Source organism: Rhodococcus sp. UNC23MFCrub1.1 (assembly GCF_000686025.1).
In the GTDB taxonomy this organism is placed as follows: Bacteria; Actinomycetota; Actinomycetes; order Mycobacteriales; family Mycobacteriaceae; genus Rhodococcoides.
In genome coordinates, this window is sequence record NZ_JMLQ01000005.1 from 70,733 (window position 1) to 83,480 (window position 12,748).

Consider the following 12,748-nt stretch of genomic DNA (forward strand, 5'->3'; position numbering starts at 1 on the left):
CCTGCGTCGGCTGATGTCTCTCCCGGCCCGATCGGTCATCCTCATCATCGAGGGGTACCGGTCCTACATCTCCCCTCTTCGCCTTCCGACGTGTCGATTCACGCCGACGTGCAGTGAGTACGCCGTGGAGGCGCTCCGCACCCGTGGGTTCGTCGTCGGTGCCGTTCTGGCGGTCGTCCGCCTCCTGAAGTGCGCGCCCTGGCACCCTGGTGGGTGGGATCCCGTTCCACCCCCGCGTCGTCTCCGGGGTGGTGCCGACGCGGTGCCCACCGACACCGACCACGCTTGCCCGCAGTCTCGTGACCCCGTGAGGGTGAATCAACAGAGGAGTACATAGAGCCGTGCTCGACTTCATCTACTACCCGGTATCCGGAATTCTCTGGGTCTGGCACAAAGTGTTCGGCGCCGTGCTCGGCGCGGACAGCGGTTTCGCCTGGGCGCTGTCCGTGGTGTTCCTCGTCTTCACACTGCGTCTGATCCTCTACAAGCCCTTCGTCAAGCAGGTGCGGACGACGCGCCAGATGCAGGAACTTCAGCCGCAGATCAAGGCTCTGCAGAAGAAGTACGGCAAGGACCGTCAGAAGCTGGCCGTGGAGATGCAGAAGCTCCAGAAGGAGCACGGCTTCAACCCGATCATGGGTTGCCTCCCCGTGCTCGCACAGGCGCCGGTGTTCATCGGCCTGTTCCACGTGCTCCGGTCGTTCAACCGCACCGGCACCGGAATCGGGCAGCTGGGTCTGAGCCCGGAGGTCAACGCCGAGACTCCGAACTACTTCTTCAGCGTCGAGGACGTCCAGTCCTTCCTGTCGGCACGTCTGTTCGGTGCGCCCATCTCGGCGGCCATCACGTCACCCGAGTCGCAGCTGCGCGCGTTCGAGCCGTTCGGCGGCATCCCGTCGATCGGTCCGATCCTCGCCGTCTCGATCCCGCTGATGATCATCGCCAGCATCGCGACCCACCTGAACTCGCGCGCGTCGGTGGCGCGTCAGAGCGAGGCAGCTGCGGCCAACCCGCAGTCCGCGATCATGAACAAGCTCGCCCTGTACGTGTTCCCGCTCGGCGTGCTCGTCGGTGGCCCGTTCCTCCCCGTGGCCATCCTCCTGTACTGGGTGAGCAACAACGTGTGGACCTACGCGCAGCAGCACCTCGTCTTCGGTCGCATCGACAAGGAAGAGGCGGCGAAGAAGGAAGCCGCTCTGGAGCGCCGGAACGAGAACGCTCCGAAGCCCGGTGCGCGCCCTGACGCTCTGAAGAAGAAGCCGGCACCGGGAGCCAAGCCCACCCGCGCCGTCGCGGCAGAATCGACCACGGACACCGGCAGTGACACGGCATCATCGGAGTCGAACCCGACACCGGGCACCGCGGCCACCAACGGCGCCACCACTCCTCGGAAGAAGAAGACTCCTCCCGGCAAGGTGCGACCCAAGCAGCAGAAGCGCCGCTGATCCGGCCGTCGTGACCCTGCCGGTCCGCCCGCGGACCAGAACCACGTGAAGTGATACGAGTGCGAACGGAAATGGACGACAACGTGACCATCGATTCGAAGACGGACGAGCAGAGCACACCCGAGGTCGAGGCCTCGGCAGACGACACGGTGGTGGCCGCTGCTCCCGTGACCCCGGAATCAGACACAGAGGCGGACGAGCCCGAGGGTGACGCCGAGGACTACCTCGTCGAAGAGGGCGAGATCGCGGGCGACTACCTGGAGCAGTTGCTCGACGTCCTCGACTTCGACGGCGACATCGACCTCGACGTGGAGGGTGACCGTGCAGTCGTCAGCATCGACGGCGGCAAGGATCTCAACAAGCTGGTCGGTCGCAAAGGTGAGGTACTCGACGCACTGCAGGAACTGACGCGTCTCGCTGTGCAGCAGTCGACGGGCGACCGCAGCAAGCTGATGCTCGATGTGGCGGGATGGCGTGCGGGCCGCCGCGAGGAGTTGACGCGACTGGGAACCGAGGCCGCTGAGCGCGTCGCGGCGTCCGGTGACAGCGAACCTCTGGAGCCGATGACCCCGTTCGAGCGCAAGATCGTGCACGACGCTGTGGCGACGATCGCCGGTGTGACGAGTGAGAGTGACGGCGTCGAGCCGAATCGACACGTGGTCGTCGTCAAGGAGTGATCTGACGAGGGAGTCGACAAGGGGCGCGGTCCACGGACCGCGCCCCTTTCTCGTGCCCGGGGTCGGACGACGTCTCGGCGGGTGAGGAATGTCTGCGGTCGTCACTAGACTGCCTCCAGCGCGTGGCGCCCGGCGTCAGCAGAATTACACGAGTGTGGTTCACGACCACTCAGGACGACGCGAGAGGATGTTTCACGTGGAACATGAGGAAGAGTCCGCGACTCCAGCGTGGGTCGACGATGCCATCGTTCGAGTGTTCGGTGACCGTGCCGACACGGCTCGGGCGTACTACGACTCCCTGAAGGGTGACGGTGTCGTCAGAGGATTGATCGGTCCGCGCGAGGTCCCTCGGCTGTGGGAGCGTCATCTCTTGAATTGCGCCGTGATCGGAGAGCTCATCCCCGAGGGCGCCAGCGTGGTCGACGTCGGCAGTGGTGCCGGGCTGCCAGGGATCCCTCTCGCGATCGCTCGACCGGATCTGTCCGTGTTCCTCGTCGAGCCGCTCCTACGGCGCACGGTGTATCTCGCAGAGATCGTGGAGCAACTCGGTCTCGACGTGACGGTGGTGCGCGGACGAGCCGAGCAGCCGGGCGTCATCAAGGAAGCCGGCGGTTGTGACATCGTCACGTCGCGTGCGGTTGCCCCGTTGGAGAAGTTGGCGCGCTGGTCCCTGCCCCTCGTGCACGAGGGCGGCGTGATGCTCGCCTTGAAGGGCAGCACGGCGCAGGAGGAGATCGATCGCGACTCCGGGACGCTCACGCGGATAGGCGCGAAGAACTTCCAGGTGTTGCAGTGTGGTGAGGGCGTCGTTCCCACACCGACTATCGTTGTACGCGCGGAGCGCGCTGTGCGTGGTAACCGCGTCCCCAAGTTCTCCGCCGGCTCACGCTGACGTCTGCGTGGATCGATCGTTGTCGAAGGAGCAAGTCATGTCGGGTGAATCCGAAGCCGCTGTTTCACGTGAAACACCCGCCGTCGACGTTTCACGTGAAACACGATCGGCATCGGAGTCCTACGGCTACTCCCCCATCACGTCGGACGACACCCCCATCGGTGCGGCGGCGCAGCGCGCGAGCCAGGTTCTGCACAAGAGCGGCGTCGCTCTGCCGCGACCCCCGGTTCGGAGAGTGCTGACGATCGCCAACCAGAAGGGCGGCGTCGGCAAGACGACGACGGCGGTGAACATCGCCGCGGCACTCGCTGTGCAAGGACTGTCTGTTCTGGTCGTCGATCTGGATCCCCAGGGCAATGCGTCCACGGCTCTCGGCGCCGTCCACACGTCGGGCACCCCGTCCAGCTACGAGCTGCTCCTCGGTGAGATCACCGCCGTGGAGGCCATTCAACGCAGCCCGAAGAACGATCGCCTGATGTGCATCCCGGCGACGATCGATCTGGCAGGCGCCGAGATCGAGCTGGTCTCCATGGTGGCTCGCGAAGGTCGACTCAAGACCGCGTTGTCCAGCGCGGCGCTCGACGATCTGCAGATCGACTTCGTCCTCATCGACTGCCCGCCGTCGCTCGGACTCCTGACCGTCAACGCGATGGTCGCGGCAACGGAGGTGCTCATCCCCATCCAGTGCGAGTACTACGCACTGGAAGGCGTCGGTCAGCTGCTGCGCAACATCGAGTTGGTCCAGGCGCACCTCAATCCGCGTCTGCACGTGTCCACCGTGATCCTCACGATGTACGACGGCCGAACCAAGCTCGCCGACCAGGTGGCCGACGAGGTGCGCAAGCACTTCGGTGATGCCGTACTCAAGTCGGTGATTCCTCGCAGCGTGAAGGTCTCCGAAGCTCCCGGATACGGAATGACCGTCTTGGACTACGACCCGGGTTCACGTGGCGCCATGTCCTATCTCGACGCGGGGCGTGAGATGGCAGCGCGGAGCGCGAGCATGAACGCAGCAACGGAGGGAACGGCATGAGTTCGACCAAGAAGGGCGGTCTCGGCCGCGGTCTGGCGGCTCTCATACCGACATCCCCCGGTCAGAGTTCCGGCCTGGGATCGGCGGCCGCGGACGTCGTCATCGGTGGCGAGTCCCGCACGGCGACGGCTCCGTCCCCCACTCCGCCGTCCATCGTGGAGGACGACCTCTCGCCCGCCGGCGCGGTCTATCGGGAGATCGCACCCAGCAAGATCGAACCGAATCCGAAGCAGCCGCGCTCGGTGTTCGAGCAGGAAGCGCTCGACGAACTGGTGCACTCGATCCGCGAGTTCGGCCTCATGCAGCCGATCGTGGTCCGCCAGATCGGCGACGAGCGCTACCAGTTGGTCATGGGTGAGCGCCGATGGCGGGCGAGCCAGGAAGCCGGACTCGACGCGATTCCGGCGATCGTGCGCGAGACAGCCGACGACACGCTCCTCCGCGACGCGCTCCTCGAGAACATTCATCGGGTCCAGCTGAACCCACTCGAAGAGGCGGCTGCGTACCAGCAGCTCCTCGAGGAGTTCGACGTGACGCACGATCAGCTCGCTGCGCGGCTGGGTCGATCACGCCCCGTCATCACGAACATGATCAGGCTTCTACGGCTCCCCATTCCCGTACAGAGGCGCGTGGCGGCGGGCGTTCTGTCCGCCGGTCACGCTCGAGCACTGTTGTCGCTCGAGGCGGGCGCCGCGGCACAGGAGGAGTTGGCGGCACGCATCGTGGCCGAGGGCATGTCGGTGCGAGCCACCGAAGAGGCGGTGACTCTCGCGAATCGGGAGGACCCGGCTGCGCCGGCCCCGGCTCCGAAACGCAAGCCGATCCAGATGCCGGGTCTGCAGGACGTCGCGGAGCGGCTCTCCGAATCGTTCGACACCCGTGTCACCGTGAGCCTCGGCAAGCGTAAAGGCAAGATCGTGGTCGAGTTCGGCTCCGTGGACGACCTTCAGCGCATCGTGGAGATGATGGAACGCCAGAAGTCGTCGTGACCGCGTCGATCGCGGGTACGGCCACCCACGCTCTTTTCGTCACTGTGACGTAACTTCGCCATCGAAACCGAAAGTCAGTGCACTGCTTCGACTTTCGTCTGGCAGGCGACGTGGTGTCCTCGGGAGAGGCCTATCGCTTATCCTGAAGGGGCACACACAGTCGCGGAGGCTCGTCGCCGCCGCGAGTCGGGGTACGGAGGCTGAGTCAACGCGTGTCGATCGTCGTCTCCACACTCACCCTCGGCGGATTCGATGCGCTGCCGGCACACGACCGCCAGTGCGTCTTCTGGACCATGGATCCCGCGGCCCCCTCCACGGCAACTCTCGTCGACACCGAATTCGAGAAGGAAGCGTGGCTGTCGATGGTCATGCTCGAGTGGGGTCCGTGCGGACAGGTCGCCACCGATGTCGCGGGCGCCGATGTACCGGCATCCTCCGACTCGGTGGGGTGCGCTCTGTACGCACCTCCCGGCGCCGTGCCCCGAGTCGCGCACTTCCCCACCGCACCGGTCAGCCCGGATGCAGTCCTGTTGACGTCGCTCTACTCACCGCTGTCCGAGGAGGACGGTGACGGAATTCGGGACACGCTCCTGCACGCAGTGGTGCGCGATCTCGTCAACCGTGGTGTGCGAGCTCTCGAGGCGTTCGGAGTCCGGCTCGAGGATAACGAGGTCGACGAACGCCGGTCCCTCATCGACACCCCCCCGTGCGGGGAGGCGACCTGCATGATCGACGCCGACTTCCTCGAGAAGTACGGCTTCGAGGTCGTGGCTCCGCATCACCGGTTCCCGCGGCTCCGGTTGGAGCTCGATCGGGACCACGGGTGGAAGGAAGACGTGGAGGCTGCGCTCGAGCGGTTGCTGGAGGCTGCAGCACTCACCGTGGTGGAGGCCGATGCTCGCGTGCCCGTCGGGGCTCGCTGAGCGACGTCCGGCCGGCCGGACGGACGAGTGTCAGGCGCCCTCGGCGACAGACAGCTCGTAGGCGAGCAGCTCGGCGAAGGTGAACGTTCCCGTCGGCTGATCGTCCTGGCCGAGGAGATACAGGCGCTTCACCGCGACGAGGACGGCCTCCGCGATGATGTCGCGCATCCGCGGATCGGCGAGCACCTCGACGTCCTCGTGGCTGGTGAGGTAACCCAGCTCGAGCTGCACGGTCGGCATGTTGGTCAGACGCAGCAGGTCCCACGTGCGACCGTGACTCCGGCAGTCCTGCAACGAGGTCCGTGCCACGATCTCACGCTGGATGTAGCTGGTGAGCACCTGACCGATGAGCGACGCGGAGCCGTGTGAATTGCCGAAGTGGAAGCTGGCCACACCGTGCGCCACCGGCGACGGGTAGCTGCTGCAGCGCAGCGAGATCATGAGGTCGGCGCCGATACCGTTGGCGGTCTCGGCACGCTCAGCCGTGCTGGGATCCGCGGACCGGGCACGCGACAGGTACGTCTCCATACCGGTCGCCGCCATGCGCCCCTCGAGCCGTCCGGCGAGATCCCACAGGATCGCCTCCTCGGTCAGCGGACCGTCGGGGGTCTGGACGACCATGCCGGAGTTCACGCCACCCAGTCCCGGGTCGATCACGATGCGCTTGCCCGTCAGCTGCGGTCCCGACCGACGGACGAGCTCCTCCTCGGAGATCGCGTGCGGCGATCCGCCGGTGACCCTGGTGCCGAGCAGGTCGAGGGCACGCAGGGTGGCGGGTCCACAGATGCCGTCGGGCGACAGTCCGATCTCGCTCTGGAAGGACGACAGACCCTCGTGCGTCTCGCCACCGAAGTAGCCGTCGACCCGTCCGTTGTAGAACCCGAGGTCCTGCAGGCGACGCTGCAGGGTGGCGACGTCGTCTCCGTACAGCGGAGCGGAGAGCTGGTAGATCAGGGTGCGGGCGCCGAGTCGGAAGGATGCCTCCTTCACCGAGCGGTACGTGGCGGTGTCGACCTCGCCGGTGACCAGGAGACCGCGCTGCTGTTGGAACGCGCGGACGGCCTCGTCGAGAGCGGCGTCGAACAGGACGTCCGGCTCCGCCCAGGCAGTGTCGCCGTCCACCGCGGCCGAGGGAGGCAGGAAGCCGAGACCCGAGAGGATGTCCCGGACCTCCGCGACGGCTGGACCTCGATCGCCGTGGCGGAGTGGCTTCATACTGTCGTCGACCCTTCTTCGTGACCGGTCGCAACGGCGACCGGCGGTACACGTCCCCGGTGGGTGTTCCTGATGGACGATTGTCTCAGAAGATCATGCTCCTCCCACAATCGTCCCGGCCGCAGAACGCACACACGCCCGGCGTGTCATGGACAGGCCGGGCGTGTGGTGGTGCGGGAATGTCAGGTCAGGCGAGGACGCCGTCCAGGTCGCGCAGCAGCGCGGCCTTACCCTTGGCTCCGACGATGGTCTTCACGGGCTCACCGTTCTGGAACAGGATCATGGTGGGGATGGACATCACCTTGAAGTCACGCGCTGCCTGCGGATTCGCGTCGATGTCGAGCTTGGCGACGGTGATCTTGTCCGCGTGCTCTCCGGCGATCTCCTCGAGCACCGGTGCGACCATCTTGCACGGTCCGCACCACGTCGCCCAGAAGTCGACCAGGACGGGCTTCTCGCTCTGCAGGACCTCGGTGGCGAAGGTGTCGTCACTGATGGTGACGGTGTTCTTGTCGGTCATGTTCTCGTGCCTCTCGTGTGCCGGACGTAGCGGGATGGACGGTGCTCAGACACTCACGACGTCGACGTCGCGGTCGGCGTTCTCGATCGTGTTCTCGGTGATGTCGCCCTGGTCGGCGAGCCAGCGCTCGGCGTCGATGGACGCGGCGCAGCCGGTACCGGCCGCGGTGATGGCCTGCTGGTAGACGTGATCCACCAGGTCGCCGGCCGCGAAGACACCGTCGATGGAGGTGGACGTGGTGGGCGCCTGAACCACCACGTAGCCCGCGTCGTCGAGCTCGACCTGTCCGCGGACGAGCTCGGAGCGGGGGTCGTGGCCGATGGCGACGAACACGCCGGTGACATCGAGGACGCGCTCCTCACCGGAGCGGGTGTCGCGGATCTTCAGACCCGTCACGCCGGACTCACCCTGTACCTCGACCACATCGGCGTTGGTGACGAACGTGATCTTCTCGTTCTCCTTGGCGCGCTCGAGCATGATGCGCGACGCACGGAACTCCTCGCGGCGGTGCACGATGGTGACCGAGCGCGCGAAACGGGTGAGGAAGGTGGCCTCCTCCATGGCGGAGTCGCCACCACCGATGACGGCGATGTCCTGGTCGCGGAAGAAGAAGCCGTCGCATGTCGCACACGCGGAGACGCCGCGGCCGAGCAGCGTCTGCTCTCCGGGAACACCGAGGTAGCGTGCGGCGGCACCCATGGCCAGGATGATCGCGCGGGCACGGTACTCGGTGCCGTCGACGGTCACGGTCTTGACGTCACCGGTCAGTGACAGCTCCTCGACGTCCTCGGTGCGGATGTCGGCGCCGAATCGCATGGCCTGCTCGCGCATCTGCTCCATGAGGTCGGGGCCCATGATGCCGTCACGGAAGCCGGGGAAGTTCTCCACCTCGGTCGTGGTCATCAGCGCGCCGCCGAACTGGGTGCCCTCGAACACCAGGGGCTTCAGCTCCGCGCGAGCGGCGTACACCGCAGCGGTGTAGCCGGCGGGACCGGACCCGACGATGATCAGGTCGTGGATGTCCGAAGTAGTCATCTTCGCCTTCCGAGATCGTGTGTGGAACCAGGGTCGGCGCTCCAGCGCTCGCCCTCTGATGCCCTCAACACTAGGTCAGGAGACGTTGTTCCCTCACTCGAGGCAGGCGGCCCGAGGCGACGGCACCGGGCGTGTCAGCCGATCTCCGCGCGCGAGACCGTGTCCGGATCGTCCGGACCGCAGGAGTCGCCCACAGCGACCGCGACGAGCGAACCGGGCGTGGTCCCGGCCGTGACGAGAAGGGTCGCCTCGATGCCGTCCAGGGTGACCGGGCCGGATCCGACCACCGTGGCCGACGCCGGGATGCCGTTGGCCTCGAGGCAACCGGCCAGCACGGCGGCATCGACGAAGCGGCCTCGATCGACCGACCCGACGACGGACAACACCGTGCGGTCGTCGAGTGGCGGGGCCGAGGCGATCACCTGATCACCGCCCCCGACCGTCTCGATGGACGCGAGTGCCAGGCCGGCACCGGCCCCCACCAGCGCGACGATCGCCGCGGCCGCCGCGATGATCGGGATCCGAGTGCGTCGGCCCGAGCGTCGTTCCGCCAACTCGTCCCGCGGTACTCCGGTGAGTGCGCCCTGCAGTCGCGCGGCGACGTCGGGCGGCATCGTGACACCGGCGGTGAGATCGGCGCCCCGTGCGCGCACCATGTCGACGACGGCGTCCAGGTCGGCCAGACGGGCCGCTGCCTCGGGATCGGTCTCGACGCGCTCGCGGATGCGGGCGGCCTCGTCCTCCGGGAGCAGGCCCGCGTGCAGGTCGGCGAGGAGGTCGGGAGTGAGGGGAGCGCGGTCGGTCACGGACACGTCACCGCCTCGTCTGTCGCCATGACAGATTGGACGCCCGCGGAGGGTCCCCGGTTCCCCTCACTCGTCCGAGTTCTGCACACGGACGGAGGCGAGGACGACGGCGAGCTTCTGACGGCCCCGGGCGCAACGGCTCTTGATCGTGCCGACGGGAACCCCGAGCGCCGCGGCGGCATCGGCGACGGAGTACCCCTCCATGTCGACGGCGACGATCGCGGCGCGCTGGTCGGGAGGGAGTGAGAACAGTGCCTTCTCGACGACGAGGGAGAGATCGACGTCGGCGTAGCGGTCGAAGGGATCACGTGGCTCGCGGGTCTCCTCCCCGAGCGGCACGGTGGGTCGGACGCGATTGCGGCGGATGCGGTCGAGGCACGCGTTGACGACGAACCGTTTCCTGGGTGTCAGTTGGTGACAGCCGGAGACAGTCAAGCCGCCGGACCTGCACCGACTCGGCGAGCTGAGGTCACTACGCGGCAGTGCGGTACAGGTCCACTGCGGACGCAGTGCGGACGCGATAAGGACGCACGACGGTGCCCGCCTGTCCCCTACTCGCTAGTTCCGCGTGTCCGCGCGCGCGTGGGTGGAGCGGTAACCGGGTACGCGCCCCATCTCGTCTCGTAGGTTGTCGTGATGACGAAGTGCTCGAAGACGTCGGCCGCCGAGCGCGTTCTCGAAGAGGAGATGGAGTATCGGCAGTACCTGAAGACGCAGTGGAAGGTGCCTCTCTCCGAGGAGCAGTACGCCATCATCCGCGCCGGTCTCGGTCCGATCGTTCGGGCACGTGCGGAGGCAGCGCAATGTGCTGCAGTTGGCGACGAGACGGAGTGACGCGACGGTCTCAGATGGATTTGGCGGAGTTGCTTGCCTTGCCGGTCGCGGTGGATCTCGTGACGGCGTCGCGTGCACTCGGGATCGCTCGGACTACCGGCTACGAGCTCGCTCAGCGCGGTGAATACCCAGTGCGGACAATCCGGATGGGTGCTCGCTACACCGTCCCCACAGCCGAGATATTGCGTGCTCTCGGGGTGACAGACGGGAGCAGTTCTGTCAGCGAACGCTTTGTCGATGCCGGCAAGTCATCGCTGACCGACGACCTAGAACGACTGGCTGCGTTGCATCAAACCGGTGCGCTGACAGAGGCGGAGTTCTCCACTGCAAAGCAGCGAATGCTCGATATGAGCTAGCCAGGTGGTCGACGTCGACCACCTGGCTGCAACCAGGGTGATGATGACCTCGGTTCGGACGTCACTCGCGACTACATGCGTTCTTTGGGAACACCCGGCGCAGCGGCTTCGGCTCCGGGGGCCGCTCGCCACGAATCCACTCGTCGAGGTCATCGCGGTGGATCCGCCACCGGCCTCGCTCGGTATCGGGGCGAACCGCTCCCTGGGTCGCTTTGAGCTCGCGGGTGCGGAGTGCTCGGTACATGCTCTGCTGCCCCACGCGTGCGTAGGCGCAAGCTTCTGCGAAGGTCATCCAGGGCGTTTCCATGGGGCGTCACTCAACCACGGAGTTGAACTCCGTGCATGAGCAGCTTGTCGGGATCGGCAAGCTGGTCGTGATGGACAACCTGATGGCGCCGGCGCGTCATCGGGTCACCTCGATGTTCGCACACGTGTTCGATCGGCTGATAGAGTCGGCGGCGCGGACCGGGTGGAGATCACCGACCCCGGCGATCTCGGGAAGCACTCGGTCCGCGTCGGCAGACGCCGTCCAACCCGCCCAGGTATATATGGAGTCTTTTCAGTAGGACCCCATGGTTTACTTCTGCGATGACTGTCGCCTTGTACGTCAAAGTCTTCGACGGCATCGTCCTAGCCACGGACTCCGCAACAACCTTCTCGCTCGGCAACAACCAGTACCAGGTGTACAACAACGCGGACAAGATCTTCCACTTGCATCGGAACCTTCCGATCGCCGCTATGACCTGGGGTCTTGGAACGGTAGGGCCAGCCAGTATCTCAACTATCTCCAAGAGTTTCCGGCAGAAGTTGATGGGCCGAGATGCCAGTGAGCCCGGACTGGATGTCGACACCTACACGGTCGAAGAGGTCGCGAAGCGGGTGTCCAGCATGTTCCACACCACAGCGGACGAGGCCGGCCTGACCAGTTGGCCGGACGAACTCGGTTACCTCATAGCCGGGTTCTCTTCCAACTGTGCTCAAGCGGAGGCTTGGCTGCTGAAGTTCACGGGCGCTGAGCTGGAACCGGTACCCATTCAGGAACTCAGCGACAACGACTACGGATTCCGCGCGTATGCCCAACCGGGTGCGGTCAACCGCCTGTTCAACGGTTACGACGAGATGCTGGAGCAGGCAATACTGGCCGGCAACCCGGATCCGGCGGCCGCCAAGTCTGTGCTTCAGTCCCTCCACCTCGACCCGGTCCAGGCTGGCATGCCACTCCCGGATGCGATCGCCCTAGCAAAGTTCATGGTGGAAGTCACGGAGGGCTATACGCGTTACCGCTTCGGAGCGGATACTGTAGGGGGGCCGGTAGAAGTTGCCTCATTGAACCCCCACGAAGGCTTCAAGTGGATTCAGCGCAAGCACTACTTCAATCCGGCACTCAACCAGGGAGAGCAGACGACATGAGTGAATGGGTGACAGCGAGCCTCAAGATTTCGAACGCAGGTTCTGGAGACAAGCCGACCAAGTCGGTCTTCAGTTCAGCAGGCCAGACGAAGCAGTTTTCGAAGCGGCCATCGATAACCCCATCTCGCCCTACTCAATCAGGCCAGGCATCGCAGCCGGCCAGCGGTAAGCCGTCAAAGTAAGGCAAGACCCGGACGCCCCCTGACTCACTGTCAGGGGGCGTTTGTGTGTAGAGCCGCTAGGACGTTGGTGCCACAACGCCGACGCAGTCTGAGCGAGACCGGCAGTCGTACTCGCCGGCCCTCTCGATATTCCCCGTGTTCCACCCACTGAAGGTGCGGTAGACACGCCAGAGCGGAGCCCCGCACTGGATGCACTCAACCGAAGTACGCCGCCACTGCTCCGTTGTCGCCATACCGTGAAGTCTAGTTTGCGACGGTGACAGGCTGGTGTAACGACTTGAGCGCCCTGACCAGCGAATTTGCTGGCGCCGACAACATGGTCTCTAGTGCCCGCTCAGCGAACTGCTCCCGCTTGGAAGACAGGTTCACCACGAACCGCTCTACCCGAACGCGGCCTGACCAGCGAGAACGCCAATAAAGAGCAGGAGCGC

The 12,748-nt window shown here is 65.7% G+C and carries 15 protein-coding genes and 1 pseudogene; 10 read left to right on the forward strand and 6 right to left on the reverse strand.

Annotated features, from left to right (window positions below):
• The first annotated feature begins 13 nt into the window (after nt 1-13).
• The 7 genes from yidD to BR07_RS0113815 all read left to right on the forward strand — a co-directional run bounded on the left by yidD (nt 14) and on the right by BR07_RS0113815 (nt 5,959).
• A complete protein-coding gene (gene yidD / locus BR07_RS0113785) occupies nt 14-337 on the forward strand; it encodes a membrane protein insertion efficiency factor YidD (RefSeq protein ID WP_037186004.1) in 324 nt (107 codons plus the stop codon).
• A gap of 4 nt (nt 338-341) precedes the next feature.
• Nucleotides 342-1,445, forward strand: coding sequence for a membrane protein insertase YidC (gene yidC, locus BR07_RS0113790; RefSeq protein WP_027505946.1), 1,104 nt, complete (start codon nt 342-344; stop codon nt 1,443-1,445).
• 71 nt (nt 1,446-1,516) lie between these two features.
• Nucleotides 1,517-2,122 (forward strand): Jag family protein, encoded by a 606-nt coding sequence (locus BR07_RS0113795; protein ID WP_081821301.1) that lies wholly within the window; start codon nt 1,517-1,519, stop codon nt 2,120-2,122.
• Between the two features lie 187 nt (nt 2,123-2,309).
• The gene (gene rsmG / locus BR07_RS0113800; RefSeq protein ID WP_027505948.1) at nt 2,310-3,014 is read left to right on the forward strand and encodes a 16S rRNA (guanine(527)-N(7))-methyltransferase RsmG; all 705 of its coding nucleotides are present in this window, start codon (nt 2,310-2,312) and stop codon (nt 3,012-3,014) included.
• A gap of 37 nt (nt 3,015-3,051) precedes the next feature.
• Nucleotides 3,052-4,047, forward strand: a complete 996-nt coding sequence (locus tag BR07_RS0113805; protein WP_027505949.1) for a ParA family protein — start codon at nt 3,052-3,054, stop codon at nt 4,045-4,047.
• Nucleotides 4,044-5,036: a ParB/RepB/Spo0J family partition protein gene (locus BR07_RS0113810; protein WP_027505950.1), complete on the forward strand. Its 993-nt coding sequence runs from the start codon at nt 4,044-4,046 to the stop codon at nt 5,034-5,036. Before BR07_RS0113805 ends, BR07_RS0113810 begins: the two co-directional genes overlap by 4 nt.
• Nucleotides 5,037-5,248: 212 nt before the next feature.
• Nucleotides 5,249-5,959 carry a hypothetical protein gene (locus BR07_RS0113815; RefSeq protein ID WP_027505951.1) on the forward strand — a complete coding sequence of 237 codons (711 nt, stop codon included), beginning with the start codon at nt 5,249-5,251 and terminating at the stop codon, nt 5,957-5,959.
• Between the two features lie 30 nt (nt 5,960-5,989).
• On the opposite strand, the gene BR07_RS0113820 is transcribed toward BR07_RS0113815, so the two are convergent.
• From BR07_RS0113820 to BR07_RS24590, 5 genes and pseudogenes are all read right to left on the reverse strand, one after another.
• Nucleotides 5,990-7,174 (reverse strand): N-acetylmuramoyl-L-alanine amidase, encoded by a 1,185-nt coding sequence (locus tag BR07_RS0113820; protein WP_027505952.1) that lies wholly within the window; start codon nt 7,172-7,174, stop codon nt 5,990-5,992.
• Between the two features lie 187 nt (nt 7,175-7,361).
• Entirely contained in the window at nt 7,362-7,694 is a 333-nt protein-coding gene (trxA, locus tag BR07_RS0113825; protein WP_027505953.1) for a thioredoxin, read from the reverse strand.
• 45 nt (nt 7,695-7,739) lie between these two features.
• Complete coding sequence (gene trxB, locus BR07_RS0113830) at nt 7,740-8,729, reverse strand: thioredoxin-disulfide reductase (protein WP_027505954.1); 990 nt, start codon at nt 8,727-8,729, stop codon at nt 7,740-7,742.
• A 134-nt stretch (nt 8,730-8,863) separates the two neighbouring features.
• Nucleotides 8,864-9,541, reverse strand: coding sequence for a hypothetical protein (locus BR07_RS0113835; RefSeq protein WP_027505955.1), 678 nt, complete (start codon nt 9,539-9,541; stop codon nt 8,864-8,866).
• A gap of 60 nt (nt 9,542-9,601) precedes the next feature.
• Nucleotides 9,602-9,925, reverse strand: a pseudogene (locus tag BR07_RS24590) (sigma factor-like helix-turn-helix DNA-binding protein); the annotation flags it as partial.
• Nucleotides 9,926-10,171: 246 nt separating this feature from the next.
• Here BR07_RS24590 and BR07_RS0113845 point away from each other — a divergent pair.
• Nucleotides 10,172-10,369, forward strand: coding sequence for a hypothetical protein (locus tag BR07_RS0113845; protein ID WP_027505956.1), 198 nt, complete (start codon nt 10,172-10,174; stop codon nt 10,367-10,369).
• A 14-nt stretch (nt 10,370-10,383) separates the two neighbouring features.
• Nucleotides 10,384-10,725: an SHOCT domain-containing protein gene (locus tag BR07_RS27390; protein ID WP_197027803.1), complete on the forward strand. Its 342-nt coding sequence runs from the start codon at nt 10,384-10,386 to the stop codon at nt 10,723-10,725.
• 61 nt (nt 10,726-10,786) lie between these two features.
• Here the strand turns inward: BR07_RS27390 and BR07_RS26640 are convergent, their stop codons facing one another.
• Nucleotides 10,787-11,032 (reverse strand): helix-turn-helix domain-containing protein, encoded by a 246-nt coding sequence (locus BR07_RS26640; protein ID WP_081821303.1) that lies wholly within the window; start codon nt 11,030-11,032, stop codon nt 10,787-10,789.
• A gap of 281 nt (nt 11,033-11,313) precedes the next feature.
• Here BR07_RS26640 and BR07_RS0113860 point away from each other — a divergent pair, with 281 nt between their 5' ends.
• Nucleotides 11,314-12,135, forward strand: a complete 822-nt coding sequence (locus tag BR07_RS0113860) for a hypothetical protein (RefSeq protein ID WP_027505958.1) — start codon at nt 11,314-11,316, stop codon at nt 12,133-12,135.
• Nucleotides 12,136-12,748: the final 613 nt, after the last annotated feature.

Excerpts from the sequence above, each read along its gene's own strand:
- yidD (WP_037186004.1), top strand. The coding sequence starts at position 14 with ATGTCTCTCCCGGCCCGATCGGTCATCCTCATCATCGAGGGGTACCGG.
- BR07_RS0113795 (WP_081821301.1), top strand. The coding sequence starts at position 1,517 with ATGGACGACAACGTGACCATCGATTCGAAGACGGACGAGCAGAGCACA.
- rsmG (WP_027505948.1), top strand. The coding sequence starts at position 2,310 with ATGTTTCACGTGGAACATGAGGAAGAGTCCGCGACTCCAGCGTGGGTC.
- BR07_RS0113805 (WP_027505949.1), top strand. The coding sequence starts at position 3,052 with ATGTCGGGTGAATCCGAAGCCGCTGTTTCACGTGAAACACCCGCCGTC.
- BR07_RS0113810 (WP_027505950.1), top strand. The coding sequence starts at position 4,044 with ATGAGTTCGACCAAGAAGGGCGGTCTCGGCCGCGGTCTGGCGGCTCTC.
- BR07_RS0113820 (WP_027505952.1), bottom strand. The coding sequence starts at position 7,174 with ATGAAGCCACTCCGCCACGGCGATCGAGGTCCAGCCGTCGCGGAGGTC.
- trxA (WP_027505953.1), bottom strand. The coding sequence starts at position 7,694 with ATGACCGACAAGAACACCGTCACCATCAGTGACGACACCTTCGCCACC.
- trxB (WP_027505954.1), bottom strand. The coding sequence starts at position 8,729 with ATGACTACTTCGGACATCCACGACCTGATCATCGTCGGGTCCGGTCCC.
- BR07_RS0113845 (WP_027505956.1), top strand. The coding sequence starts at position 10,172 with ATGACGAAGTGCTCGAAGACGTCGGCCGCCGAGCGCGTTCTCGAAGAG.
- BR07_RS27390 (WP_197027803.1), top strand. The coding sequence starts at position 10,384 with ATGGATTTGGCGGAGTTGCTTGCCTTGCCGGTCGCGGTGGATCTCGTG.
- BR07_RS26640 (WP_081821303.1), bottom strand. The coding sequence starts at position 11,032 with ATGGAAACGCCCTGGATGACCTTCGCAGAAGCTTGCGCCTACGCACGC.
- BR07_RS0113860 (WP_027505958.1), top strand. The coding sequence starts at position 11,314 with ATGACTGTCGCCTTGTACGTCAAAGTCTTCGACGGCATCGTCCTAGCC.